Annotated in this window: 24 protein-coding genes; 14 read left to right on the top strand and 10 right to left on the bottom strand. The window is 73.1% G+C overall.

Annotated features, from left to right (window positions below):
• Positions 1-190 precede the first annotated feature (190 nt).
• Positions 191-529 carry a DUF3817 domain-containing protein gene (locus DLJ47_RS07035; RefSeq protein WP_109899246.1) on the top strand — a complete coding sequence of 113 codons (339 nt, stop codon included), beginning with the start codon at positions 191-193 and terminating at the stop codon, positions 527-529.
• 72 nt (positions 530-601) lie between these two features.
• On the opposite strand, the gene DLJ47_RS07030 is transcribed toward DLJ47_RS07035, so the two are convergent.
• A complete protein-coding gene (locus DLJ47_RS07030) occupies positions 602-1,141 on the bottom strand; it encodes a DUF6232 family protein (RefSeq protein WP_233257691.1) in 540 nt (179 codons plus the stop codon).
• 502 nt (positions 1,142-1,643) lie between these two features.
• Here DLJ47_RS07030 and DLJ47_RS07025 point away from each other — a divergent pair.
• Positions 1,644-2,618, top strand: a complete 975-nt coding sequence (locus DLJ47_RS07025; RefSeq protein ID WP_109899248.1) for a C40 family peptidase — start codon at positions 1,644-1,646, stop codon at positions 2,616-2,618.
• An 84-nt stretch (positions 2,619-2,702) separates the two neighbouring features.
• On the opposite strand, the gene DLJ47_RS07020 is transcribed toward DLJ47_RS07025, so the two are convergent.
• The 3 genes from DLJ47_RS07020 to DLJ47_RS07010 form a co-directional block, all read right to left on the bottom strand.
• Entirely contained in the window at positions 2,703-3,692 is a 990-nt protein-coding gene (locus DLJ47_RS07020; protein ID WP_109899245.1) for a sigma-70 family RNA polymerase sigma factor, read from the bottom strand.
• Between the two features lie 494 nt (positions 3,693-4,186).
• On the bottom strand, positions 4,187-5,137 hold the full coding sequence (locus tag DLJ47_RS07015) for an N-acetylmuramic acid 6-phosphate etherase (RefSeq protein WP_109899244.1): 951 nt from the start codon (positions 5,135-5,137) through the stop codon (positions 4,187-4,189).
• Complete coding sequence (locus tag DLJ47_RS07010) at positions 5,134-6,048, bottom strand: MurR/RpiR family transcriptional regulator (RefSeq protein ID WP_088992263.1); 915 nt, start codon at positions 6,046-6,048, stop codon at positions 5,134-5,136. The genes DLJ47_RS07015 and DLJ47_RS07010 overlap by 4 nt, the downstream gene beginning before the upstream one ends.
• A gap of 236 nt (positions 6,049-6,284) precedes the next feature.
• Between DLJ47_RS07010 and DLJ47_RS07005 the strand changes: the two genes are divergently transcribed.
• Complete coding sequence (locus DLJ47_RS07005) at positions 6,285-6,968, top strand: SDR family NAD(P)-dependent oxidoreductase (RefSeq protein ID WP_088997439.1); 684 nt, start codon at positions 6,285-6,287, stop codon at positions 6,966-6,968.
• Positions 6,969-7,005: 37 nt separating this feature from the next.
• Here DLJ47_RS07005 and DLJ47_RS07000 read toward each other — a convergent pair whose 3' ends face one another.
• The gene (locus DLJ47_RS07000; protein ID WP_109899243.1) at positions 7,006-7,743 is read right to left on the bottom strand and encodes a dTMP kinase; all 738 of its coding nucleotides are present in this window, start codon (positions 7,741-7,743) and stop codon (positions 7,006-7,008) included.
• Positions 7,744-7,905: 162 nt separating this feature from the next.
• On the opposite strand from DLJ47_RS07000, the gene DLJ47_RS06995 reads away from it, so the two are divergent.
• From DLJ47_RS06995 to DLJ47_RS06980, 5 genes are all read left to right on the top strand, one after another.
• Positions 7,906-8,490 carry a nucleotidyltransferase gene (locus DLJ47_RS06995; protein ID WP_088992261.1) on the top strand — a complete coding sequence of 195 codons (585 nt, stop codon included), beginning with the start codon at positions 7,906-7,908 and terminating at the stop codon, positions 8,488-8,490.
• 56 nt (positions 8,491-8,546) lie between these two features.
• A complete protein-coding gene (locus DLJ47_RS06990; RefSeq protein WP_233257692.1) occupies positions 8,547-8,756 on the top strand; it encodes a hypothetical protein in 210 nt (69 codons plus the stop codon).
• A 10-nt stretch (positions 8,757-8,766) separates the two neighbouring features.
• On the top strand, positions 8,767-9,543 hold the full coding sequence (locus DLJ47_RS06985; RefSeq protein ID WP_109899241.1) for a metallophosphoesterase family protein: 777 nt from the start codon (positions 8,767-8,769) through the stop codon (positions 9,541-9,543).
• The gene (locus tag DLJ47_RS36195; RefSeq protein ID WP_007464364.1) at positions 9,534-9,677 is read left to right on the top strand and encodes a GPGG-motif small membrane protein; all 144 of its coding nucleotides are present in this window, start codon (positions 9,534-9,536) and stop codon (positions 9,675-9,677) included. The genes DLJ47_RS06985 and DLJ47_RS36195 overlap by 10 nt, the downstream gene beginning before the upstream one ends.
• A gap of 155 nt (positions 9,678-9,832) precedes the next feature.
• Positions 9,833-10,321, top strand: a complete 489-nt coding sequence (locus tag DLJ47_RS06980; protein WP_109899240.1) for a TspO/MBR family protein — start codon at positions 9,833-9,835, stop codon at positions 10,319-10,321.
• 40 nt (positions 10,322-10,361) lie between these two features.
• Here DLJ47_RS06980 and DLJ47_RS06975 read toward each other — a convergent pair whose 3' ends face one another.
• Complete coding sequence (locus DLJ47_RS06975) at positions 10,362-11,135, bottom strand: M23 family metallopeptidase (RefSeq protein WP_109899239.1); 774 nt, start codon at positions 11,133-11,135, stop codon at positions 10,362-10,364.
• A 249-nt stretch (positions 11,136-11,384) separates the two neighbouring features.
• Between DLJ47_RS06975 and DLJ47_RS06970 the strand changes: the two genes are divergently transcribed.
• The 5 genes from DLJ47_RS06970 (at position 11,385) to DLJ47_RS06950 (ending at position 17,667) form a co-directional block, all read left to right on the top strand.
• Positions 11,385-12,734 (top strand): ABC transporter substrate-binding protein, encoded by a 1,350-nt coding sequence (locus DLJ47_RS06970; protein WP_109899238.1) that lies wholly within the window; start codon positions 11,385-11,387, stop codon positions 12,732-12,734.
• 71 nt (positions 12,735-12,805) lie between these two features.
• Positions 12,806-13,855 carry a carbohydrate ABC transporter permease gene (locus DLJ47_RS06965; protein ID WP_109899237.1) on the top strand — a complete coding sequence of 350 codons (1,050 nt, stop codon included), beginning with the start codon at positions 12,806-12,808 and terminating at the stop codon, positions 13,853-13,855.
• 1 nt (position 13,856) lies between these two features.
• The gene (locus DLJ47_RS06960) at positions 13,857-14,822 is read left to right on the top strand and encodes a carbohydrate ABC transporter permease (protein WP_109899236.1); all 966 of its coding nucleotides are present in this window, start codon (positions 13,857-13,859) and stop codon (positions 14,820-14,822) included.
• 62 nt (positions 14,823-14,884) lie between these two features.
• A complete protein-coding gene (locus tag DLJ47_RS06955; protein WP_109899235.1) occupies positions 14,885-15,934 on the top strand; it encodes a LacI family DNA-binding transcriptional regulator in 1,050 nt (349 codons plus the stop codon).
• 68 nt (positions 15,935-16,002) lie between these two features.
• A complete protein-coding gene (locus DLJ47_RS06950; RefSeq protein ID WP_109899247.1) occupies positions 16,003-17,667 on the top strand; it encodes a glycoside hydrolase family 13 protein in 1,665 nt (554 codons plus the stop codon).
• A gap of 183 nt (positions 17,668-17,850) precedes the next feature.
• Here DLJ47_RS06950 and DLJ47_RS06945 read toward each other — a convergent pair whose 3' ends face one another.
• From DLJ47_RS06945 to xylA, 4 genes are all read right to left on the bottom strand, one after another.
• On the bottom strand, positions 17,851-19,275 hold the full coding sequence (locus tag DLJ47_RS06945; protein WP_109899234.1) for an MFS transporter: 1,425 nt from the start codon (positions 19,273-19,275) through the stop codon (positions 17,851-17,853).
• Positions 19,276-19,337: 62 nt separating this feature from the next.
• Positions 19,338-20,447 (bottom strand): DUF5925 domain-containing protein, encoded by a 1,110-nt coding sequence (locus DLJ47_RS06940; RefSeq protein ID WP_233257690.1) that lies wholly within the window; start codon positions 20,445-20,447, stop codon positions 19,338-19,340.
• A gap of 97 nt (positions 20,448-20,544) precedes the next feature.
• Positions 20,545-22,041, bottom strand: a complete 1,497-nt coding sequence (locus DLJ47_RS06935) for a xylulokinase (RefSeq protein ID WP_109899232.1) — start codon at positions 22,039-22,041, stop codon at positions 20,545-20,547.
• Positions 22,042-22,052: 11 nt separating this feature from the next.
• On the bottom strand, positions 22,053-23,240 hold the full coding sequence (gene xylA, locus DLJ47_RS06930; protein WP_109899231.1) for a xylose isomerase: 1,188 nt from the start codon (positions 23,238-23,240) through the stop codon (positions 22,053-22,055).
• Positions 23,241-23,289: 49 nt separating this feature from the next.
• On the opposite strand from xylA, the gene DLJ47_RS06925 reads away from it, so the two are divergent.
• On the top strand, positions 23,290-24,555 hold the full coding sequence (locus DLJ47_RS06925) for an ROK family transcriptional regulator (protein WP_109899230.1): 1,266 nt from the start codon (positions 23,290-23,292) through the stop codon (positions 24,553-24,555).
• Positions 24,556-24,563: the final 8 nt, after the last annotated feature.

The following is a 24,563-nucleotide window of genomic DNA, read 5'->3' as shown; positions in this document are numbered from 1 at the left end:
CCGTCCGAAGCCCCCACCCGCCCGGGCGTACGCCGGCCGGTGCGGGTCGCCCGGGTGCCGGTGCCGGCCGCCGACGGCGAGGACGCCGACCTGGCCGCCTACAACCGCTACCTGCAATGGTTGAACGCCAATCCGGGCGCCCGGCCCGGTGACTACCCCGGCTGACCCCGGGTCGGAAGGACGGACGAAGGTGGGCGCAGCCTTTACCCGGTACCGCGTGATCGCCTGGATCGTGGGCGTGGTGCTGATCCTGCTCGTGGTGATCGGCATGCCGCTGAAGTACGGCTTCGACAACCCGGTCGTGGTGGAGACGGTGGGCCCGGCGCACGGTTTCCTCTACATGGTCTACCTGGTGGCCGCGTTCGACCTGTCCCGCCGGGCCGACTGGCCGCTGAAGCGGATGCTCGCCGTGATGCTGGCCGGCACCGTGCCGTTCGTCTCCTTCTACGCCGAGCGGCGGGTCAGCTCCTGGGTCACCGCCGGCCGCGCCGGGGCGGCCACCGAGCCGGCCGTGCCGGCCGCGCGCTGATCCCGGCGCGACCCCCCGAGCGACGGCGCGCGGCCGGCCGGGCACTGACCGGCTCGGCCGCCGCCATTCGGTTCAACGGATCGGCCGCCAGGGGTCCATCGACGCGACCGGTTCCTCCCAGCCGCCGTAGCGGTTCATCTCCCGGGCCCGGCGCAACGCCCGGGACACCTGGCCGAACTGCCGCTCGTCGTCGCTGCTGAACAGCAGCACCTCGGTACCCCGGTGCCAGCCCCACAGCTCGTACGCCGGTGGCCGCCACCGGTCCCCAGCCGCGGCGAGCAGCACCGGCAGCAAAAACACCACCCCGAGGGTGAGGTACGCCCCGGCGGTCAGCCGCTGCAGGCCGCCGGTGAAGCCGAGCAGCAGCCCGACCCCGCCGATCACCGCGCCACTGGCGGCGACCGCGCGCATCGCGACCCGGTCGTGTGGCCCACGGGTGGTGTGCAGGTGGGTCAGCTCGGCGACCCGCCAGGTTCTGCGGCCGACGGTGAACCGGTCGACCGTGACGATGATCCCGGGGCGGGCGTAGAGCAGCGTGTTCTTCTTCGCCGCGCTCACCTTGGCGGGTCGGGGCGGACGCGGCGGTCGGGTCGTGGCGCCATCGTGGTTCACGGCTACCTCCCACGGCTGGTGCGCCGGGTCGGCCGCCGCCGGCACGGGCATCAATGCCCGCCGGCGGGATTCCCGGCTCCGCGCTTCATTGTGTTGCCGCCCCGCCAGCCCGGACCGTCGTTTTCGCCACCCCTGGTGGCGCTGGTCATCGGCGGTCCGCCGGATAGAGCCATCCAAGTCCGTCTTTTCGGTTATAGCGCCCCGACAACCGACGGCATACGCCTGGAACGACGTATCCGACAAGTCCCGTCCTGATCCGAAAAGACCGGTGAGCCTGGCGACGGGCGCAGCGACGCGCCACACACGTGCCGTGACGGCACGTACGCCATCACGGCCCCTTTGCCAACATTCGCCCCGGCTTTCACTGCGGGCCACTCCTGCCCCGGGTTAGGTTGAGCGGGCCCGGCCCGGTCGATCGCCGTCCACCCGGATGGCGCCGGCCCGGGTGCCGCCCGGGGCCTCAGCCGCCCTCGGTGGCCGGTGGGAGAGGAGCCTTCCGCTCTTGTCGTCCCTCAGATACACGCTGCGCGGCCTGGCCGTCACGGTGCTGTCCGTCGCGCTGCTCGCGCCCGCCGCGGTGGCCCGGGCCGAACCGTCCGCCGCGGAACTGACCCGGCGGATCGAGAAGTCCTCGGCCGAACTGGAGCAGGTGGTCGAGGCGTACAACAAGCTCCGGGAGGAGATGAAGGAGAACCGCGCGGCCGTCGCCGGGCTGCAGGAGCGCATCGCGCCGCTGGAGCGGCAGAGCGAACAGAGCCGGGCCGACATCGGCGCGCTGGCGGTGACCGCGTACAAGACCGGCGGCGACCTGAGCACCGCCGACGCGCTGCTGCGGCCCGACTCCGCCGGCACCCTGCTGGACCGGCTCGACGCCATCGACCAGCTCACCCGGCAGCGGCAGCAGCGGATCGCCGGCTTCGCCGCCAGCCAGCGTGCGCTGGTCGCCGAGAAGACCCGACTGGACGTCACGCTCAGCCGGCAGGCGGCCCAGGCCCGGGAGCTGGCGGCCGGGAAGAAGCGCATCGAACGCGACCTGGCCCGCCTCTACGAGCTGCGCCGCCAGGCGTACGGCCGGGCCACCGAGCAGCCCGCCGCGCGGCCGGACAGCGCCGACGACGCACCCGCCATCTCCGGCCGGGCCGGCGTGGCGGTCCGCTACGCCTACGGCGCGCTCGGCAAGCCGTACCGGTGGGGCGCCGACGGCCCGGACGGCTACGACTGCTCCGGTCTCACCTCGGCGGCCTGGCGGGCGGCCGGCAAGTCACTGCCGCACAACACCCGGATGCAGTGGGGCGTGGTGGCCCGGATCAGCCGTGCCGAGTTGCGCCCCGGCGACCTCGTCTTCTACAGCGGTCTCGGCCACGTGGCGCTCTACGTCGGCGGCGGGCAGGTGATCGACGCGCCCAGCGCCGGTCGCAACGTGCTCAAGCGGGGCATGAACCTGATGCCCATCCAGGGCTACGGCCGGGTCCGCTGACCCGCGGGCGACTGTGCCCGGACACGACGAACGGCCAGCGTCCCCCTATCGGACGCCGGCCGTTCGTCGTCAATTACTACCAGCTCAGGCCGCCTGCAGCCCTTCGGCGCGGGCCAGCTCGCGGAGCCGGCCGAGCGCCTGGATCTCCAGCTGGCGGATCCGCTCCCGGGAGAGCGAGAACCGCGAGGCCACCTCGGTGAGCGAGTGCTCCCGGCCGTCCTCCAGCCCGTACCGGGCCCGCATGATGCCGGCCGACCGGTCGTCGAGGTGGTTGAGCAGGCCCTCGATCCGCTGCCGCTCCAGGCCGGTGAGGACGATCTCCTCCGGCGACGGGGCGTCGCTGTCGGCAACCAGGTCACCGAGGTTGGTGTCCCCGTCGTCGCCGACCGGCGTGTCCAGCGACACGGTGTCCTGCGACCACCGGACCAGCTCGTTGACCCGCTCGACGGTGACCCCCAGGGCCGCCGCGATCTGCTCCGGCTCCGGGTCGCTGCCCAGCTCACGGGTGAGCTGCCGGGCCACGTTGCGCATCCGGTTGACGTCCTCGACCAGGTGCACCGGCAGCCGCACGGTGCGCTCCTGCTGGGCGATCGCCCGGCTGATCGCCTGGCGGATCCACCAGGTCGCGTAGGTGGAGAACTTGTAGCCCCGCTCGTAGTCGAACTTCTCGACCGCCCGGACGAGGCCGGTGTTGCCCTCCTGGATCAGGTCCAGCATGGGCATCCCGGACCGCACGTAGCGTCGGGCGATCGACACCACCAGGCGCAGGTTCGCCCGGATGAACAGGTCCTTGGCCCGCTCACCCTCGGCGACCAGCCGCTCCAGCTCGTCCCGTCCGACGCCGGCCGGGGCGCGGTCCTCGGCGAGCAGGTGCTCGGCGTAGAGGCCGGCCTCGATCGCCTTGGAGAGATCGACCTCCTTGGCGGCGTCCAGCAGCGGCGTCCGGGAGATCTCGTGCAGGTAGACGCCGACCAGGTCGCGCTCCTCGGCGACCTCGTCGGTTCGCATGCCGATGTTCTTGTCCACGTTGCCCACGGTCCCCTCGCTAGCGCCGGTTGCCCGGTTCCTTGCCATCCCCACCCGGTTCCTTGCCGTCCCCACGTCCATCAGCCCTCCCCCGTAACTTCCGCCGTGCTCACCGGTGCTGACACCTACACAACAGATGAGACGTGTCGGGGATTCCATGTCGTGAGTCGAAAGTGTCACGAATGCCTGATAATCAGCTGAGAGCACGGTCCATGTTTGCTGTCAGCACCCCGTCGGGCTGCTCATCGGTGGGCACCACACACGGGTTACGGATCGACGGACGCCGGCCGCCCGGTCCATGGCAACACCGCCCGTCCCGGGAGCACAGCGACCCGGGTCACCGCCGCGCTGCGATCCTGGTCACTGCCACATACGCGCGGGCGGCCGGGTCGGTTCATCCACGCCCGTGGTGATACCCCACGGCAGGTTGAACAATCCGGGGCCTCCGGTTATGCCCGGTGCGGCGGGCCGGTCCCGGACGTGTCGGACGACACGTTCCGTGCCGCGCGGGCGGCATGTCCGGGTGACCGGCCCGCGCCGGTTCAGGAGGCGAGCAGGGCGAGCGCGCCGCGTACCTGGTCGGCGGAGCGGGCCAGGGCGGCCCGGGCGACCGACACCTCGGCGCCGGAGACGAGCGACACCAGGGCCGTCTTCAGGTCGCCGTCGGCCTCGTCGATGGCCCGCCGGCAGATCTCCTCCGCGCACCCGGTCGCCTCGACCAGGATCGAGATCATCCGACCCCGCAGCTTCGCGTTGGTGGCCACCATGTCGATCATGAGGTTCGAGTAGACCCGGCCCAACCGCACCATCACAGCGGTGGAGAACGTGTTGAGCACCAGCTTCTGCGCGGTGCCCGCCTTCATCCGGGTCGACCCCGTGATCACCTCGGGGCCGGTGTCCACGCCGATGAAGACGTCGACCGACCGGGCGGCCTCCGCCTCCGGGTTCGCGCAGAGCAGCACCGTCGCGGCCCCGGCGGCCCGGCACGCGGCGAGCGCCCCGAGGACGTACGGGGTGCGCCCGCTCGCGGCCAGGCCGACCACCACGTCACCGGAACGTACGCACTCGGCCGCCTCGGCCGCGCCGGCCCGATCGTCGTCCTCGACGTTCTCCACCGCCTGCCACATGGCGTCCGGGCCGCCGGCCAGGTGGGCGCAGAACCAGTGGCGCGGGGAGTTGAAGGTGGGGGCGAGCTCGGCGACGTCGAGCACGCCCAGCCGGCCGGACGTGCCGGCGCCGAAGTAGTGCACTCGGTGCCCGCCGCGCAGGGCGGTCACCGCGAGGTCGACCGTCTCGGCGATCTCGTCGAGGACGGCGGCGACCGCGCCCGGCACCCGCCGGTCCGCCTCGTTGATCACCGACAGCATCTCGCGGGTCGACATCAGGTCGAGGTCGACGCTGAGCGGGTTGCGACGTTCGGTGGGCGCGCCGACCCGGATCGCCGGCCCGGCCGCCATGGAAGGCGCCTGCTCGTCCGGCTCCACCGCCGTCATGCCCGCCTCCGGCCCGAGCCCACCCGGTGCGACTGGACGGCCTCGGCGGTCGCCTCGAGGGCCTTCCTGGCCCGGGCGCGGTTGCGCGCCGCGACCCCGACGAAGAGACAGTCGACCACGGTGAGCTGGGCCAGCCGGCTGGCCATGGCGCCGGACCGGTAGGTGGTCTCGCGGGCCGCCGTGGTGAGCACGAAGTCGGCGACCTCGGTGATCGGCGAGCGCGGGAAGTTGGTCAGCGCCACCGTCGCCGCGCCCCGGGCGCGCGCCTGCTCCAGTACCTCCACCACGTCGGAGGTGGTGCCGGTGTGCGAGATGCCGACCGCGACGTCACCCCGGCCGAGCAACGCGGCCGAGGTCAGCGCGGTGTGCACGTCCGGGAAGTAGAAGGCGGTGCGGCCGATCCGGTGCAGCTTCTGCTGGAAGTCGGAGGCGACGAAGCCGCTCGCGCCCGCGCCGTAGACGTCGATCCGGCCGGCGTTGACGATCGCGTCCACGACCTGCTCGCAGACCGCCGGGTCGAGCTGCTCGGCCGTCTCCTCGACGGCCCGGGCGTCGTTGAACGCGATGGTCGCGATGATCTGGGCGAGGTCGGCGCCGGGCGGGATGTCGCCGCCGACGACCCGGGCGTCCGGCGGCTCGACCCGGCGGGCGGCCTCGGCGGCCAGCCGGATCCGCAACTGGGGGTAGCCGTCCATGCCGACCGACCGGCAGAACCGGATGACTGTCGCCTCAGACGTCTCGGCGGCGGTGGCGAGGTCGGTGATCGTCCGGCGGGCGGCGTCGGCCGGGTCGGCGACGACCAACCGGGCGACCCGCTGCTCGGCCGGGGACAGCGAGGGGAGCAGGCCGCTGATGTGGACGATCAGCCCACCCGGCTCGTGACTCGCAGAAATCTTCGGACTCTTCGCCACGGATGAAACTTACTTTCATGAGGCGTGAGCGTCAACCATGACTCCGCGTGTTGGCGAAAGTACCGCCAATCGGCGCGCTCCGCTTGACAGCGTGCCACTGCGTAGCAACTTGACAGCGTGCCACCGCCGGACGGCCGGCGCCTCGGCCCACCGGGCCGGACCGGCCTGCCGGTCGGTCGCCGGTCGACCCCCGGGCGGGGACCACTCCACGCCGAACCGCCGCTAGCGTGGGCGGCATGGCGGATCGCAGTGTGCTGGTGACCGGAGGCACGGGTGGGCTCGGCGGTGCGGTCACCGCCGCGTTCGTCGAGGCGGGCTGGCGGGTGGTCGTACCGCAGCGGAGGAGCCCGGCCACGACGGCGGACGGGCCGCTCCGCGTGGTCGCCGACCTGACCGAACCGGCCGGGGCGCAACGCGCGGTCGAGGCCGCCGCCGGCGACCCGGCGGCGCCGCTGCGCGCGGTGGTCAACCTGGTCGGCGGGTACGCCGGCGGCGGCAAGGTGCACGAGACGCCGGTCGACGAGTTCGAGCGGATGCTGACGGTCAACCTGCGCCCCACCCACCTGGTCACCCGGGCGGCCCTGCCGCATCTGGTGTCGGCCGGCGGCGGCGCGGTGGTCTGCGTCTCGTCCCGGGCCGCGGTCGCCCCGTTCGCCGGGGCCGCCGGCTACGTCACCGCCAAGGCCGCGGTGCTCGCCTTCGCCGCCGCGGTGGCCGTCGAGTACCGGTCCGCCGGGGTGCGTTGCAACACCGTGCTGCCGAGCGTCATCGACACCCCGGCCAACCGGGCCGCCCAGCCCGACGCCGACCACTCCCGCTGGGTCGACCCGGCCGAGATCGCCCGGGTGATCCGGTTCCTGGCCTCCGACGAGTCGGCGCCGACCAGCGGCGCCAGCATCCCGGTGTACGGCCGGGCCTGAGCCGCCGGCCCGGGGCGGGTCGGCGGCCGGAGACCCGCTAGGGCACGACCCGCGCCGGCAGCCGTCCCGGCGGCGTGCGGTCGACCGGCCGGGCCGCCGGACCGGCGCCGGCGGGCGGCGGACCGTCCGGCCGCGGTTCGGCCGCCGACAGCCAGCCGGCCAGGTGGTCCTGGATCTGCCGGGACACCTCCTCCGCCGACCGGCCGGCGTCGACCAGCACGAACGTCGGGTACTCGGGCAGCGTCCGGTAGGCGGTGTCGGCCGCGGTGAGATAGCGGATGCTCTCGTGGTCGGTGCCGCGCCGCTCGATCCGCCGGTACGCCTCGGCCGGGTCGACGGCCAGCAGGAAGGTCACCTGCGGCGCCGGGAAGAGCCGGTAGCCGACCCGGGCCAGCCGCTCCCAGCGCCGCCCGCCGTGCGCCCGGATGCTGACGTACTGGCAGGCGGAGTAGCGGTCCATCACCGCGACCCGGCCGGTCACCAGGTGGCTGAGCAGGGCGGCGGCGATGGCGAGCCAGCGCAGCACGGACTCCACCGCGAGCAGGCCGTTACGGCCGACGAGTCGTTGGGCGTCCGGACGGCCGAGCCGCTGCGCTACCCGGCCGAGCCAGCGACGGCCGCCGGCGTTGCGGTGGTAGGTGGCGGGGCGGCCGGCCGCGGTGAGCGCGTCGGCGAGGTGGTGCGCCTGGGTGGTCTTGCCCGAACCGTCGATGCCGATCAGGGCGACGGCGCGCAATCGGGCCTTGCCGCGCCGCGTCCCCGTTGATCTGGCCACCCGACACAGGCTATCCGACGCACGCTCGGGTGCCGGGTGATTTGTCCAGCATGCTCCCGGTTGGCACCCACCCGGGACCGGGCCAGGTGTGGGCGACCGGAATGCCGGGTATCGAAGTTCGATCCCAACCGCCTGTCCACCTCATGACGACGGGAGATCCAGATGGCCGAGCGCGGAGACGAGACCCTGGTAACCACCCTGAAGAAGGTCGCCGCCGTGCTCAAGCAGTCCGAGATCCCGTTCGCCCTGGGCGGCAGCTTCGCGGTCTACGCGCACGGCGGCCACTCCAGCGAGCACGACGTGGACTTCCTGATCCGCGGCGAGGACGTCGACCGTGCCCTGGAGGCGCTGGTCGAGGCCGGCTTCACCGCCGAGCGCCCGCCGGAGGACTGGCTGGTCAAGGTCTACGACGACGGGCGGATGGTGGACCTGATCCACCGGCCGATCGAGACCCCGGTGACCGAGGAGACCTTCGCCGACACCGTCGTGCGGCCGGTCGACGCCATCCACATGCCGGTGCTCTCGGCCACCCAGCTGATGGTGCACAAACTGCTCAGCTTCTCCCAGCACTACTGCGATTTCGCCCGCGGTCTGCCACTGGCCCGCTCGTTGCGGGAGCAGATCGACTGGGAACGGGTACGGAAGGAGACGCAGCACTCGCCGTACGCCGAGGCGTTCCTGGTGCTGCTCGACCGGCTGGACGTGGTGCCGTACTCCGGCACCCCGGAGGGGAAGGGGACACCGTGACCGTGCATCGCGGCGCCGGGCCACCCGACGCGTACGTCGAAGCGGAGATCCACCGGATGCTGACCGAGGACCCGGACGTGGCCGAGCAGGGGATCACCGTGACCCGCCGGGAACACGCCCTCGTGATCTCCGGCGAGGTGGAGAGCCCGCACCGGCGCGAGGAGATCCTGCGCCGGGTGGCCGAGCGCTTTCCCGACGAGCCGATCGCCAGCGACATCGGGGTAATCCGCGCGCAGGCGCCCACCCAGATCGAGGAACTGCCCTGAGGGAGGTTCGATGGTGATCCGGATCGCCGCCGTGGGCGACGTGCATCTGGACGAGGACGTGGTCGGCCGGTTCCGGCCGGCCCTGGAGGAGCTGCCCGAGCACGCCGACGCGCTGCTGCTCGCCGGGGACCTGACCCGGCACGGGACCGAGTCCGAGGCGCGCTGCGCGGCCCAGGAGTTCGGTGGGCTCGGCGTGCCGGTGGTAACCGTGCTGGGCAACCACGACCACCAGTGCGACCAGGTGCCGCAGGTGGTGCGGGTGCTGGAGGACGCCGGCATCACCGTGCTGGAGGGCAACGGGGTGGTGCTGGAGTGCACCGGCGGCCGGCTCGGCATCGCCGGGGTCAAGGGCTTCGGCGGCGGGTTCGCCGGTCGGTGCGCCAGCGACTTCGGCGAGCCGGAGATGAAGGCGTTCGTCCGGACCACCACCGACAGCGCCGACCGGCTGGCCGAGGCGCTGCACTCGCTCGACTGCGACCTGTTGGTGGCGCTCACCCACTACGCGCCGGTGCCGGACACGCTGGCCGGCGAGCCGCTGGAGATCTACCCGTTCCTGGGCGCGTACCAGCTGGGGCAGGCGATCGACTCGGCGCCGACCGCACTCGCCCTGCACGGGCACGCGCACGCCGGCACCGAGCGCGGCACCACGCCGGGCGGGGTCCGGGTACGCAACGTCGCCCACCCGGTGATCAAGCAGGCCTACAGCGTCTTCCACCTGGGCGACCACCTCGATCAACACCAGGTTTCCCGGATCGGAACCTCGGGTATGGAGCGGTCATGGAGCTGATTCTCTGGATTCTCGCAGTCGTGCTCGTGGTCGCCGGCATCCTGGCGCTGTTCCGCCGGCAGATCCTGTGGGGCATCGTCCTCATCGTGGTCGGGCTGTTGGTGGGCCCGGGTGGGGTCAGCATCTTCAATTGACCTCGCCGCCGTACGCACACCCGGACCCGCCGGGGTCGTCGCGGCCGGAGCTCCGTCCTCCCGACAGGAGCACCCGGCCGTGACGACCCCGGCGTCGTGCGTTCCGGCCCGGTCCGGGAGGTTTGCCGACCTCGTTCGGCGGTGATATCTCGACCATGGAGATATCCGAGCGCGACCGGCCCGGCGCGGGTCAGTGGTGGGCCCTGCTCGGGTTCGCCGCAGCGGTCTTCGTCGCGGCCGCGATCGGCGGGTTGGGCGTCCGGGGCACCGGCGCGGAGTACGCCGCGCTCGAACAGCCGGCCTGGGCCCCGCCCTCCTGGCTCTTCGGCCCGGTCTGGACCCTCCTCTACGCGCTGATCGCGCTGGCCGGCTGGCTGGTCTGGCGGCGGGTCGGCTTCGGTGCGGCGCTCGTCGCCTGGACCGTGCAGCTGGCGCTGAACGCGATCTGGACCCCGCTCTTCTTCGGCGCCGGCCGGTACGGGTTGGCCTTCGCCGAGCTGGTGCTGCTCTGGCTGGCGATCGCGGTGACGGTGGTGCTGTTCGACCGGGTCCGGCGGCTGGCCGCGGTGCTGCTGCTGCCGTACTGGGCGTGGGTCACCTTCGCCGGCGTGCTCAACTTCGCCATCTGGCGACTGAACGGCTGAGCGGCGGGACCCCGCGGTCGCCGGGGCCCCGCCGTCGGAGTCAGCAGCGTGGCACGTTCGGGATGTAGCCGTCGTAGCCGGTGTAGACGTAGGCGTCGGCGATGTAGCGGCCGCTGCCGATCCGGTCCCAGATCGAGCTGGTGCCGTAGGTGCCGGTGACACTGGTGCCGCTGGTCTGGCAGTAGATCGTCACGTTGGTGCCGTCGGCGACGGTGCCGACCGCGTCGTAGCCGGTGCCCGGGCCGGAGCGCACGGTGAGCGGGGTGCCGCTGGTGTTCACGGTGCCGGAGCCGGTCGCGCTGGCGCAGCCGTTGTCACTGGTGTAGTTCTTGGTCCCCCAGTAGAGCGCCAGCGCGCCGTTGAACCGGACCTGGATGTCGCTGCCGTTCAGCCGCTGCTCGTAGTGCAGGTGCGGGCCGGTCGAGCCGCCGGTGCTGCCGACCCAGCCGATCACCTTGCCGTAGCCGACGCTCTGCCCGACCGAGACGTTGAAGCCGTTCAGGTGGGCGTAGTAGGTGTGGTAGCCGCCGGCGTGGCTGATCCGTACGTACTTGCCGTAGCTGGTGCCGCCCAGGTCGGTGACCCGGTCGACGGTGCCGGGGGCGCTGGCCACCACCGGGTCGCCGAGGTCGTCGGTGCGGTTGAAGTCGACCGCGTACGCGGGGCTGTGGTTGGTGCGGGTCTGCCCGGACCAGGTCTGCCCGCAGGGGAACGGGACCTTGAACGTCGGGGCGGCCATCGCCGGGGCCGCCGGGAGTGTGATCCCCACCACGAGCAGTCCTGCCGCGATCAGGCTGAACCACCGCTTAGCCATCCAGCACCTCCTATGTTGAAATCCTTCGATCACCTGCCTCCAGCGTGACAGAAATCGCCATCGATCGAAAGAGGTAAAAATGCAGGGTGGGAGCGTGCCCATCGGGTGGCGGGCGGGTTTCCGGATTGTTACTCGGTCGTGTCCGGCGAGGGCTGGACCGGACCAGATGCAAGCGCTTACATGTGGGGACGCCCATCGGACCGGCGCCAGGTCACGACCGTGACCGCGCCGGCAAGGAAGGAGGACGGCATGGCGGTCTTTGCCAGACCACGCCAGGCCTTCGTAATCGCCGGCGTACTGGGGCTGGCGCTCAGCGCCACCGCCTGCGGCACCGGCGGCGACGACGACAAGAGCAGCAACGCGGGCTCCGCGGAGTGTGCCGCATACGAGAAGTACCAGGGCCACGAGGGCAAGAAGGTCTCGATCTACTCGTCGATCCGGGACATCGAGGCCGACCGCCTGGAGCAGTCCTGGGAGCAGTTCACCGAGTGCACCGGGATCGAGATCGACCACGAGGGCAGCGGTGAGTTCGAGGCGCAGCTCGGCGTCCGGGTCGACGGTGGCAACGCCCCCGACCTGGCCTTCATCCCCCAGCCGGGCCTGCTGAAGCGCTTCGCCGACCAGGGCAAGCTGAAGCCGGCCGGCGCCGACACCAAGGCGATGGCCGAGCAGAACTACCCGGCCGACTGGCTGAAGTACTCGACCGTCAACGGCACCTTCTACGGCGCCCCGCTCGGCTCGAACGTCAAGTCGTTCGTGTGGTACTCGCCGAAGACGTTCAAGGAGAAGGGTTGGACCGTCCCGACCAGCTGGGACGACCTGATCAAGCTCAGCGACACGATCGCCGCGAGCGGCACCAAGCCGTGGTGCGCGGGCATCGAGTCCGGTGACGCGACCGGCTGGCCGGCCACCGACTGGATCGAAGACCTGATGCTGCGGACGCAGACCCCCGAGGTCTACGACCAGTGGACGACCCACGGCATCCCGTTCAACGACCCGAAGGTCGCCGAGGCGCTGGACCGGGCCGGCCAGATCCTCAAGAACGAGAAGTACGTCAACGGCGGCTTCGGCGGGGTGAAGAGCATCGCCACCACCTCCTTCCAGGAGGCCGGCGTGCCGATCACCACCGGCAAGTGCGCGCTGCACCGGCAGGCGTCGTTCTACGCCAACCAGTGGCCCGAGGGCACCAAGGTGGCCGAGGACGGCGACGTCTTCGCCTTCTACTTCCCGGCCATCGACCCGGCCAAGGGCAAGCCGGTGCTGGGCGGCGGCGAGTTCGTCACGGCCTTCGCCGACCGCCCCGAGGTGCAGGCGGTGCAGACCTACCTCGCCTCCGGTGAGCACGCGAACAGCCGGGCCAAGATCGGCGACTGGGTGTCGGCGAACAACAAGCTCGACCTGGCCAACGTCGCCAACCCGATCGACAAGCTCTCCGTCCAGATCCTTCAGGACAAGAGCACGGTCTTCCGGTTCGACGGTTCCGACCTGATGCCGGCGGCGGTCGGCGCCGGGACCTTCTGGAAGGGCATGGTCGACTGGGTGAACGGCAAGGACACCGCGACGGTGCTCCAGGGCATCGAGAGCAACTGGCCGAAGTGATCTGAGACGGTGGGCCGGCCCGTGACCGCGGGCCGGCCCGCCTGCTTCGCGGACACCCCCTGGGAGGGTTGATGAACTTCGACTTCGCCGACGAGTCGCCGAAGCTGATGATGTTGCTCTGGGGACTGGTCGCCTTCGTCGCGGTGGTCGGCGGCCTGCTCCTGCTGCTCGACGCGGTGCCGTCCTGGTTCGCCCGACGCCGCGAGGCCCAGCTGATCGCCGCCTCGGCCAGCGGCGCCCCGCTGCCCCGGCGCACCAAGCCCCGCGAGGGCCTCTTCGCGCTCTTCTTCCTGCTGCCGACGGTGCTGCTGCTCATCATCGGCCTGGTCGTCCCGGCGATCCGCACCACGTTGCTGTCGTTCATGGACGGCAACAGCCAGAACTGGGTCGGCCTGAGCAACTACGAGTGGATGTTCACCGAGGACTCGATCGTCCGGGTGCTGCTGAACACCCTGGTCTGGGTGCTCCTGGTGCCCCTGGCGGCCACCTCGATCGGCCTGCTCTACGCGATCATGGTCGACCGGGCCCGGTTCGAGGCGGTGGCGAAATCGCTCATCTTCATGCCGATGGCGATCTCGTTCGTCGGCGCCAGCATCATCTGGAAGTTCGTCTACGCCTACCGGGGCGACGAGCAGGACCAGATCGGCCTGCTCAACCAGATAGTGGTCAGCCTGGGCGGCGAGCCGAAGCAGTGGCTGCTCGACTCGCCGCTGAACACGCTGCTGCTGATCGTGATCATGGTGTGGATCCAGGCCGGCTTCGCCATGGTGGTGCTCTCCGCCGCGATCAAGGCGATCCCGGCGGACATCGTGGAGGCGGCCCGCCTCGACGGGGTCAGCCCCTGGCAGATGTTCTGGCAGATCACCCTGCCGAGCATCCGGCCGGCCCTGATCGTCGTGGGGGTCACCATCTCCATCGCCACCCTGAAGGTCTTCGACATCGTCCGGACCACCACCAACGGCAACTACGACACCAGCGTGATCGCCAACGAGATGTACAACCAGGCGTTCCGGTACGGCCAGAACGGGCAGGGCTCCGCACTGGCGGTCTTCCTCTTCGTCCTGGTCATCCCGATCGTGATCTACCAGATCCGCAACCTGCGTCAGCAGCGGGAGGGCTGAGATGACCACCACCACGCCCACGCTCGCCACCGGCGCGCAGGCGACCGACCAGCCGAAGACCCGGGCCGCCCGGGTGCGCAAGCGGCTGAACACCCGCACCGCCACCCTGGTCTCGATCGTCATCGCGGTGCTCTGGACCATCCCGACCTTCGGCCTGTTCATCTCCTCGTTCCGGCCGGAGGACCAGATCAAGACCACCGGCTGGTGGACCTTCTTCAGCGACCCCCAGTTCACCCTGGAGAACTACCAGGACGTGCTGTTCGGGCGGTCCTCGTCGTCCGGGCAGCTGGCCAGCTACTTCATCAACTCGCTGGCGATCACCATCCCGTCGGTGCTGTTCCCGCTCGCCTTCGCGGCCCTGGCCGCGTACGCGCTGGCGTGGATCAACTTCCGCGGCCGGGACTGGGTCTACATCGCGATCTTCGCGATGCAGATCGTGCCGCTGCAGATGGCCCTGGTGCCGCTGCTCAGCTTCTTCTCCAACGGGGTGACCCTGGCCGGGATCACCCTGCTGCCCGCCTGGGACCTCGACGGCGCGCAGAAGTTCGCCCAGGTGTGGTTCGCGCACACCTGCTTCGCGCTGCCGTTCGCCGTGTTCCTGCTGCACAACTTCATCTCGCAGCTGCCCCGGGACCTGATGGAGGCGGCCCGGGTCGACGGGGCCACCCACCCGAAGATCTTCCGGACCATCGTCCTGCCGCTGGTCGCCCCGGCGCTGGCCGCGTTCGGCATCTTCCAGTTCCTCTGGGTCTGGAACGACCTGCTGGTCGCGCTGATCTTCGCCGGTGGCAATGACGAGACCGCCCCGCTCACCGTCCGGCTGGCCGAGCTGGCCGGCACCCGAGGCAACGAGTGGCAGCGGTTGACCGCCGGCGCGTTCGTCTCGATCGTCGTACCGCTGCTGGTTTTCCTCTCCCTGCAGCGCTACTTCGTGCGAGGCCTGCTCGCCGGCAGCGTCAAGGGCTGACCCACGGCCGCGCCGCCGCCGGGTGACCGGCGGCGGCGGGCGTGGGTGGGGAGCGCGGAACCATGACGAAGATCGACGACGTAGCCCGGCTGGCCGGGGTCTCCACGGCCACCGTCTCGCGGGCGCTGCGGGGCCTGCCGACGGTCTCGGCGGCCACCCGCCGCCGGGTGCTGGCCGCCGCCGAGCAACTGGAGTACGCGGTCTCCCCCAGCGCCTCCCGGCTGGCCGGCGGCCGGACCGGGACCGTCGCCGTGGTGGTCCCCCGGATCACCCGGTGGTTCTTCGGCGTCATCGTCGAGACCGTCGAGGAGTTCCTCCACCAGGCCGGCTACGACCTGCTGCTGTACAACCTCGGCGGGCGGGAGCGGATCCGCCAGCGGGTGCTGCGGACGGCCAACCTGCACAAGCGGGTGGACGGGATCATGCTGGTCGCCACCCCGCTGCGGCCGGCCGACCTGACCGCTCTCGGCGCGCTGGACCTGCCCGGGGTGATCGTCAGTTCCGGCACCGGCGTGCCCGGCTGGCCCTGCGTACGCATCGACGACGTGGCCGCCGCGCGGACCGCCACCCGGCACCTGCTCGACCTCGGCCACCGCCGGATCGCGCACATCTCCGGCGACCCCGACGACGAACTCGCCTTCACCACCCACCTGGACCGGCGCCGCGGCTACCAGGACGCGCTCCGGGCGGCCGGGCTGCGCCCGGACCCGAGCCTGGACGTCGAGTCGCAGTTCACCATCGACGGCGGCACCCGGGCCGCCGAGGAACTGCTGCGCCGGGGCGACCCGCCGACGGCGATCTTCGCGGCCTGCGACGAAATGGCGATGGGCGCCATGACGGCGCTGCGCGAAGCCGGGCTGCGGGTGCCGCAGGACGTGAGCGTGGTCGGCATCGACGACCACGACCTGGCCGGCGCGCTCGGGCTGACCACGATCGCCCAGCCCGCGGCGGAGCAGGCCCGGCTCGCCGCCCGGCTGCTGCTCGACCCGCTCGGCGGCCGGGTCCTCGATCCGCTCGCCGCCCCGGCCGGCGACGGCCCGCCGGGACTCCCGGTGATCCTGCCCACTCGGCTGGTCGTCCGCGAATCGACAGCGCCACCCCGGGCACACTGAACGGCAGCCGTCCCGCCCCGGCGGGCGTCCACCGCACCGACGACCGGCTCGACGCACAGGAGAAGACCCTGAACAGCAACCCGACGCAGCAGGAATCGTCCGCCCCCGGATGGTGGACCGAGGCCGTCATCTACCAGGTCTACCCGCGCTCCTTCGCCGACTCCGACGGCGACGGGATCGGCGACCTGCCGGGCATCACCGGCCGCCTCGACCACCTGGTCGAGCTGGGCGTGGACGCGCTCTGGCTGTCGCCGTTCTACCCGTCGCCGCAGGCCGACGCCGGGTACGACGTCGCCGACTACCGGGACGTGGACCCGCTCTTCGGCACGCTCGCCGACGCGGACAAGCTGATCGCCGAGGCGCACGCCCGGGGGCTGCGGGTGATCGTCGACCTGGTGCCCAACCACACCTCGTCGGCGCACCGCTGGTTCTCCGCCGCGCTGGCGGCCGGGCCGGGCAGCCCCGAGCGCGACCGGTACGTCTTCCGCGACGGCCTCGGCCCGGCCGGCGACCGGCCGCCGAACGACTGGCAGAGCGTCTTCGGCGGGCCGGCCTGGACCCGGGTCACCGAGGCCGACGGGCGCCCCGGCCAGTGGTACCTGCACCTGTTCGACACCGGGCAGCCGGACCTGAACTGGGACAACCCGGAGGTGCGTGCCGAGTTCCTGGACGTGCTGCGGTTCTGGCTGGACCGCGGGGTGGACGGCTTCCGGGTCGACGTGGCGCACGGCCTGATCAAGCAGGCCGACCTGGCGGACTGGCAGGAGCCCCAGGAGATCCTCTCCGGCAACGAGATCGACAAGCCGCGGCCGCCGATGTGGGACCAGGACGGTGTGCACGAGATCTACCGGGACTGGCGCCGGGTGCTGGACGGCTACCCGGGCGGGCGGATCCTGGTCGCCGAGGCCTGGGTCGAGCCGGCCGAGCGGTTGGCCCGCTACGTCCGCCCGGACGAGATGCACCAGGCGTTCAACTTCGAGTACCTGCTCGCCTCCTGGACCGCGCCGGCCCAGTACGCGGTGATCACCCGCTCGCTGGAGGCCACCGACTCGGTGGGCGCACCGACCACCTGGGTGCTCTCCAACCACGACGTGGTGCGGCACGCTTCCCGGCTCGGCCTGCCGGTCGGCAACCCCCGCCCGAACGGCATCGGCATCGGCGACCCGCAGCCGGACGCCGCGCTCGGCCTGCGCCGGGCCCGGGCGGCCACCCTGCTGATGCTCGCCCTGCCCGGCTCGGCGTACCTCTACCAGGGCGAGGAACTGGGGCTGCCGGAGCACACCACCATGCCCGACGAGGCCCGGCAGGACCCGACCTGGGAGCGCAGCGGCCACACCCAGCGCGGCCGGGACGGCTGCCGGGTGCCGATCCCGTGGGAGGCCGACGCCCCGTCGTACGGCTTCGGGCCGACCGACGCCAGTTGGCTGCCGCAGCCGCCGACCTGGGCCGAGTACGCGCTGGACCGCCAGCGCGGCGTCACCGGCTCCACCTACGAGCTGTACCGCTCGGCGCTGCGGCTGCGCCGCGCGCACGGCCTGGGCCGGGGGCCGCTGGCCTGGCTCGCCTCCGGCGACGAGGTGCTCTCGTTCCGTACCGGCGAGCTGACCGTGCTGACCAACTTCGGCGCCGCCCCGGTGCCGCTGCCGGCCGGCGGCGAGCTGCTGCTGGCCAGCGCCCCGCTGACCGAGGACGGCGCCGTGCCCACCGACGTGACGGTCTGGGTCCGCGGCTGACCGCCGCACCCGCCCGGTCCGCGTCGGCCCGTGGCCCGGTGCCGCGACGCCTTGGGAGCTGATGTCGTAGCCGAATCACCACGGTGAGTCGGAGACGACATCAGCTCCACCGGACGCGGCGACGCCGCCGGCGGCGCGACCAGGGTGCGGTGACGGGCCGGCAGCGCGGAGCCCGGCGGCCGCTCAGAGCCGTTCGGCGCGGGCGGCCAGCACGTCGTGCACCTCGGCGATGTCCGCCGGCGAGGTGCGGGACGCCAGCCAGTACATGATCCCGGTCGGGATGAAGAACAGCTGGAACGCGGCCAGCCCGACCGCGTAGTTCAGCGGCGGCGGGAACGCTGCCCGCAGCCCCTGGAAGGCCACGCCGACCAGGTAGTTGCCGCCCGCCCGGCCCACTCCGTTGACCAGGTTGCCGAGGCTGTAGACGGTGCCCCGGTGCTCGGGCGGGTTGACGTCGGCGATCAACGCGAACCAGTTCGGCGAGTTCGCCGAGGTGAGCGCCAGCGCGAACACCGCGGTGAGCAGGCTCAGCCCGACGGTCGGCTCGGTGAACACGCTGCCCAGCACCGCCCGCACCACCGCCCCGTTGGCGGCGCCGTCGGGCACGTCGATGCGGATCGGCACGAAGAAGAGCACCAGGTAGAACGGCAGCGCCGCGAGGATGCCGATCGCCGCGACCAGGGCCCGGCCCCGGGGCGTACGCCGGTGCAGCGCGTCGCCGGCCAGCCCGCCGACGATGGAGAACACCCCGCCGAGCTGGAACAGGGTGGCGAAGACGCTGCCCACCACCACCGCCGTCGGGCCGGAGTAGCCCTGCGCCTCGGCCCGTTCGCGGAAGAGCACCGGCAGCCAGACCAGCGACCCGAAGGCCGCCTGCGCGGTGAGGCCCTGCAGGATCAGCCAGCGGTTGGTCCGCCGGTCGAGGATCCGGGGCAGGTCGGCCCGGCTGATCCGGTAGTCGTACTCGGCGCCGGTGGCCAGCGCGTCGGCCAGCTCCGGCTGGCTCTCGCCGCGCCGGATGTCGTAGGTGAACAGGTACGCCGCGGTGGCGGCCAGCCCGACCACGGTCAGCAACAGGAACGGCCGCCGCCAGTCGGCAGCCCCGAGCAGCCCGCCGACCAGCGTGCCGGCCAGCGTGCCGACGCCCTGCGACAGCCCCCAGAAGCTCATCACCAGCCCCCGGCGGCGGGGCGAGATCAGGTCGGTGACCACCGAGAAACCGACCGAACCGACAGCGCCGAGCCCGACCGCGGCGAGCAGCTGCGCGGCCAGGAAGGCCGGGTAGTTCCCGGCGACCCCGCTGCCGGCGGTGCCCAGCGCCCAGATCAGGGTGCCGACCATCAGCAGCGGCTTGCGGTTGCCGCGGTCGCCGACGTACGCCCAGGCCACCGCGGCCACCGCGCTGACCAGGAAGCTCACCGCGGTGACCAGGCCGAGCGACCGCTGCGGCACGTCGAACGCCTCGGCGATCGACCCGTACAGCGGGGGCACCAGGCCGATCGCCACGTTGTCCAGCGAGGCGAGCAGCACGAAGACCACCACGCTGTAGAACCGGTGCGCGGCCGTACCGCCCCAGGCCCGCGCCGGGCCGCCCCTGGTCAAGGTCATGTGCGGCAGCCAACCAGGGTCAGATCACGACCGGGTGAAGGCTCGCCGTCGGGGCGACCGGCTCACAGGTAGCCGCCGATGGCCACCGGCGGGTCCGCGACGACGGGCGCGCCGGCCCGGTGCGCGTACAGCTCGGCCAGGGTGGCACCGCCGACCGGCACGCCGGACGCGCCGCCCAGCCAGGTGGTCGCCTCGGCGTACGACAGCGGCCCGACCTCGATCCGGGCCAGGCACCGCCCGGGCCGGACGACCGCGGGGTGCAGCCGGGACAGATCCTCGTTGGTGGTGATCGCGACCAGCACGTTGCGGCCCTGGCCGAGCAGCCCGTCGGTCAGGTTGAGCAGCCGGGACAGCGCCTGTCCGGCCGTCTGCCGGGCCTCGCCCCGGATCAGCTCGTCGCAGTCCTCCAGGATCAGCAGCCGCCACCGCCGCTCCGGGCCGTCGTCCTCGTCCTCCGACTCGCCGACCGCCACCTCCGACAGGTACGCCGGGTCGGCGAACAACTCCTCCGGATCGAGGACGCAGTCGACCTGGCACCACGCCCGCCACTGCTGGGCCAACGCCCGCAACGCAGTGGTCTTGCCGGTGCCGGGCGGCCCGTACAGCAGCACCAGCCGGCCCGCCACGTCGTCCGGGTTCAGCTCCATCAACCGGGTCAGCTCGGCCTGGGCGCCCGCGGCGTAGTTCGACCGGATGGACGTCCAGGTCGGCGCCTTGATCCGTCGGCTGTCCCGCCGCGCGCCGTGCCGCTGGTCGGCGTGCCAGAAGCCGATCGGCACCGTACCGGCCCCGACCGGTTCCGCCCCGGCCCGGACGATCTCGTCCAGCACGCCCGCCCCGGTCTCGGCGTCGACCGCCGTGACGGTCACCTCGGCGCCCCGCCCCCGCCAGTTCACCACCCGCACCGTCCACCCGTCGCCGCTGGCGAGGCGCGCGACCTTCTGCCGTTCGATGGCCGTCCGGACCAGGCGGGCCCGCTGCGGCACCAGCTCCGCCCCGGGCCGGAGCTTGGCCAGCCGCGCGGTGCGCGCCCAGGGATGCCGCCCGCTGACGAAGTCGGCGAGCAGCAGGGCGTCCACCACGTCGGTGGGACTGTCGACGTCGTCGTACTGCATCACCGGCAGCGGGGCGACGCCGGCCGGGGCGGCGGGCGGATCGGACGAGGGAGGCACGGCGATGATCATCCCCAACCGGCGGAGCCCGCGTACAGCGGTTTACCGGCCGCCGCCGGACCGGGAGCGGGTGGTCCCCCGGTCCGCCGGCGGCTGGTCAGCGTTCGATGACGTGCTCCCGGGCGGCGGCGTACCGCTCCCGGACGGCGGGGACGGGCTCGGCCTCGTACTCCTCGATGCCCTCGACCGTCCACTCGGGCGCCGCCGCGCCGCCCAGGGCGACCCAGGCGGCCTGGCGGGCCGCGCCGTCGGCGACGTACTCGCCGGGCGGGGGCACCACCACGGGACAGCCGAAGACCTGCGGCGCGATCCGGCGCACCGCGGCCGATCGGGCGCCACCGCCCACCAGGATCACCCGACGCGGGGTCACGCCCTGGGCCACGATGGCGTCCAGACCGTCGGCGAGGGCGCAGAGCATGCCCTCGACGGCCGCCCGGGCCAGGTGCGCCGGGGTCGAGGTGCGCAGGGTCAGTCCGTGCACCGCGCCGGTGGCGGCCGGCCGGTTCGGCGTCCGCTCGCCCTCCAGGTAGGGGACCATGACCAGCCCGTCGGCGCCGGCCGGGGCGGAGAGCGCCAACTCGGCGAGCTCGTCCAGGCCGACCCGGAGCATCGCCGCCGCGGCGTCGAGCACCCGGGCCGCGTTGAGCGTGCAGACCAGCGGCAGGTAGCGGCCGGTGGCGTCGGCGAACCCGGCGACGATGCCGGTGGGGTCGGCGGCCGGAGCGTCGGCGACGCTGAACACCGTCCCGGAGGTGCCGATCGAGACCACCACGTCGCCGGGACCGGCCCCGACGCCGAGCGCGGCGGCGGCATTGTCCCCGGTGCCGGGGCCGAGCAGCGGGCCGTCGCCGGTCCACGCCCGCCCAGGCCCGGCCGGCCACGGCAGCCCGGACGGCTCGCCGGACGAGATCGCCGGCGCCACCCGGAACGCCGCCGGGTGCAGGACGCCCGCCGGGTCCGCCGGCCCGAGCACCGTCGGCACGTGCAGCCGCCGGCCGAAGGCCCGCTCCAGCAGGTCGAACCGGTACTCACCGGTCGCCGGCGACCAGTAGCCGGTGCCGCTGGCGTCGCCCCGGTCGGTGCGCAGGGCGGCCAACCCGGCCGCGCCGGCCAGCCGCCAGGTCAGCCAGTCGTGCGGCAGGCAGACCGCCGCCACCTGGGCCGCCTGCGCCGGCTCGTGCCGGGCCAGCCAGCGCAGCTTGGTGACGGTGAAGCTGGCCACCGGCACGCTGCCCACCGCGTCGGCCCAGAACCGCCCGCCGGCCTCGCCGCCGCCGGCCTCGTCGACCAGGTCGGCGGCGGCCCCGGCGGAGCGGGTGTCGTTCCACAGCAGCGCCGGCCGGACCGTCCGGCCCGCCTCGTCGAGGGCGACCATGCCGTGCTGCTGGCCGGCGACCGAGACGGCCGCGACGTCGGCCAGCCCGCCGGCCGCCTCGACGGCCGCGCCCAGGGCCCGCCACCAGGCCTCGGGGTCGACCTCGGTGCCGTCCGGATGCGGCGCCCGGCCCTGCCGCAGCAACGCGCCGGTCGCCGCGTCCCGGACGACCACCTTGCAGGACTGGGTGGAGGAGTCCACCCCGGCGACGAGGGTCACCGCCGGCCGCCTCAGCGGGCGCCGAGCAGGTGCTCGACGGCGAGCTGGTTGAGCCGGACGAAGCCGAAGCCCCGGGCCGCCACCGCGTCGACGTCCAGCTCCTCGAAGGCGGACCGGTCGGCCAGCAGGTCGGCGTACGTCTCGCCGGGGGCGAGCGTCGGCGTGCTCAGCTCGCCCACCTTCGCGGCGGCCAGCGCCTCGGCCACCTCCGGGTCGGCGCGGAACGCCGCGGCCCGCTCCTTGAGCAGCAGGTAGGTGCGCATGTTGGCAGCGGCCGAGGCCCAGACGCCGGTGAAGTCCTCGGTGCGCGACGGCTTGTAGTCGAAGTGCCGGGGGCCCTCGTAGGCGGGCGCGCCGCCCGGCCCGCCGTTCTCCAGCAGGTCGACCAGGGCGAACGCGTTGAGCAGGTCGCCGTGGCCGAAGACCAGGTCCTGGTCGTACTTGACGCCGCGCTGGCCGTTGAGGTCGATGTGGAACAGCTTGCCCTGCCAGAGCGCCTGGGCGATGCCGTGGACGAAGTTCAGCCCGGCCATCTGCTCGTGCCCCACCTCGGGGTTGAGGCCGACCAGCTCCGGGTGGGCCAGGGTGGAGATGAAGGCGAGCGCGTGCCCCACGGTGGGCAGCAGGATGTCGCCCCGCGGCTCGTTCGGCTTGGGCTCCAGCGCGAACCGCAGGTCGTAGCCGCGGTCGAGCACGTACTGGGTGAGCAGGTCGACCGCCTCGCGGTAGCGGTCCAGCGCGGCCCGGACGTCCTTGGCCACGTCGTACTCGGAGCCCTCGCGGCCACCCCACATGACGAAGGTCCTGGCGCCGAGTTCGGCGGCGAGGTCGACGTTGCGCAGCACCTTGCGCAGCGCGTAGCGCCGGACGTCGCGGTCGTTGCTGGTGAAGCCGCCGTCCTTGAAGACCGGGTGGTTGAAGAGGTTGGTGGTCACCATCGGCACCACCAGGCCGGTCTCGTCGAGGGCCTTGCGGAACCGGGCGATGTGCTGGTCGCGGGTGGCCGCGTCGGCGCCGAACGGCACCAGGTCGTCGTCGTGGAAGGTGATCCCGTACGCGCCGAGCTCGGCGAGCCGGTGCACCGCCTCGACCGGGTCGAGCGCCGGCCGGGTGGCGTCGCCGAACGGGTCGCGGGCCGGCCAACCTACCGTCCAGAGGCCGAAGGAGAACTTGTCGGCGGGGGTGGGACGGGGTGCCATGACAGACCTCCGGGGGTGTCGTCCGCTATTTGTTCAGTGGTTGAATTAAATGCCGCACCTGTGGCAGTGTCAAGGGGTGCGCCGACCCGACACCACCGCCGGGGCGGTCCGGCAGGGCAGCCTGCGCGAGCTGAACCTCGCCGTGGTGCTGGGCCGGATCGCCGCCGCCGAGCGCCCCCCGTCCCGGGCCGAGCTGGCCGCCGAGACCGGGCTGACCCGGGCCACCGTCTCCGCCGTCGTGGAGGACCTGGTCACCGGGCGGCTGGTCGCCGAGGCGGAGCCGACGCCGCGTACCGGGGCCGGCCGGCCCGCCCGCGGCCTGGTGCTCGCCGACGACGGCCCGGCCGGGCTCGGCCTGGAGATCAACGTCGACTACCTGGCCGCCTGCGTGGTCGACCTCGGCGGTCGGGTCCGGCACCACACGGTGCGCCGGGCCGACCTGCGGCCGGTCTCCCCCGCCGAGACCCTCGCCCGGCTGGTCGAGCTGGCCGCACAGGCCCGCGCCGACGCGGCCGGCCAGGGGCTCACCCTGGCCGGCGCGGCCCTCGCCGTGCCCGGCCTGGTCGACGACGCCGGGCTGGTCCGCCTCGCGCCCAACCTCGGCTGGCGGGACGTGCCGGTCCCCGCGCTGCTCGCCGGGCACCCGCCGCTGACCGAACGGATCGACGGGGTGCCGCCCCTGGTGGTCGACAACGAGGCCAACCTCGCCGCGCTCGGCGAACTGCACGCCGGGCCACCCGGGCCGGCCAGCTTCCTGCACATCTCCGGCGAGGTCGGCATCGGCGCCGGGATCGTGCTGGACGGCGACCTCTTCCGCGGCGCCCGCGGCTGGAGCGGCGAGATCGGGCACATCCCGGTCCGCCCCGAGGGACGGCCGTGCCGGTGCGGGGGCCGCGGTTGCCTGGAGCGGTACGCCGGCCAGGAGGCCGTCCTGGCGGCGGCCGGGCTGGCCGGCGCCGACCTGCCGGCGGACAGCGCCGCGGCCCGGCTGGCGGAGCTGGCCGGGGCCGGCGACCCGGCCGCCCTGCGCGCCCTGCACGACGCCGGCACCGCCCTCGGCGTGGCGGTCGCCGCCGTGGTGAACCTGCTGGACCTGGACACGGTGGTGCTCGGTGGCGGCTACGCCCCGCTGGCCCGCTGGCTGTGCCCGCCGGTGCTCGCCGAGATCTCCGCGCGGGTGCTGACCGCCGCCTGGTCACCGGTCACCGTCCGCCCGGCGACCCTCGGCGCCACCGCCGCTGCGGTCGGCGCCGCCGGATCGGTGGTCCGCCGGATCGTCGCCCGCCCCGGCGGCTGGCTGGCCCGGGCGAGCTGACCCCGCAC

The sequence above is a fragment of the Micromonospora sp. S4605 genome (genome assembly GCF_003176715.1).
In the GTDB taxonomy this organism is placed as follows: domain Bacteria; phylum Actinomycetota; class Actinomycetes; order Mycobacteriales; family Micromonosporaceae; genus Micromonospora; species Micromonospora echinaurantiaca.
Note: the sequence above shows the minus strand (reverse complement) of the source record. Positions and strands in the feature narration are given on the sequence as shown.

Excerpts from the sequence above, each read along its gene's own strand:
- DLJ47_RS36195 (WP_007464364.1), top strand. The coding sequence starts at position 9,534 with ATGGAGCTGATTCTCTGGATTCTCGCAGTCGTGCTCGTGGTCGCCGGC.
- DLJ47_RS07005 (WP_088997439.1), top strand. The coding sequence starts at position 6,285 with ATGGCGGATCGCAGTGTGCTGGTGACCGGAGGCACGGGTGGGCTCGGC.
- DLJ47_RS06955 (WP_109899235.1), top strand. The coding sequence starts at position 14,885 with ATGACGAAGATCGACGACGTAGCCCGGCTGGCCGGGGTCTCCACGGCC.
- DLJ47_RS06925 (WP_109899230.1), top strand. The coding sequence starts at position 23,290 with ATGCCGCACCTGTGGCAGTGTCAAGGGGTGCGCCGACCCGACACCACC.
- DLJ47_RS06945 (WP_109899234.1), bottom strand. The coding sequence starts at position 19,275 with ATGACCTTGACCAGGGGCGGCCCGGCGCGGGCCTGGGGCGGTACGGCC.
- DLJ47_RS06970 (WP_109899238.1), top strand. The coding sequence starts at position 11,385 with ATGGCGGTCTTTGCCAGACCACGCCAGGCCTTCGTAATCGCCGGCGTA.
- DLJ47_RS07015 (WP_109899244.1), bottom strand. The coding sequence starts at position 5,137 with ATGACGGCGGTGGAGCCGGACGAGCAGGCGCCTTCCATGGCGGCCGGG.
- DLJ47_RS06960 (WP_109899236.1), top strand. The coding sequence starts at position 13,857 with ATGACCACCACCACGCCCACGCTCGCCACCGGCGCGCAGGCGACCGAC.
- DLJ47_RS06985 (WP_109899241.1), top strand. The coding sequence starts at position 8,767 with ATGGTGATCCGGATCGCCGCCGTGGGCGACGTGCATCTGGACGAGGAC.
- DLJ47_RS06980 (WP_109899240.1), top strand. The coding sequence starts at position 9,833 with ATGGAGATATCCGAGCGCGACCGGCCCGGCGCGGGTCAGTGGTGGGCC.
- DLJ47_RS06995 (WP_088992261.1), top strand. The coding sequence starts at position 7,906 with ATGGCCGAGCGCGGAGACGAGACCCTGGTAACCACCCTGAAGAAGGTC.
- xylA (WP_109899231.1), bottom strand. The coding sequence starts at position 23,240 with ATGGCACCCCGTCCCACCCCCGCCGACAAGTTCTCCTTCGGCCTCTGG.
- DLJ47_RS07020 (WP_109899245.1), bottom strand. The coding sequence starts at position 3,692 with ATGGCAAGGAACCGGGCAACCGGCGCTAGCGAGGGGACCGTGGGCAAC.
- DLJ47_RS06990 (WP_233257692.1), top strand. The coding sequence starts at position 8,547 with ATGCTGACCGAGGACCCGGACGTGGCCGAGCAGGGGATCACCGTGACC.
- DLJ47_RS06965 (WP_109899237.1), top strand. The coding sequence starts at position 12,806 with ATGAACTTCGACTTCGCCGACGAGTCGCCGAAGCTGATGATGTTGCTC.
- DLJ47_RS06975 (WP_109899239.1), bottom strand. The coding sequence starts at position 11,135 with ATGGCTAAGCGGTGGTTCAGCCTGATCGCGGCAGGACTGCTCGTGGTG.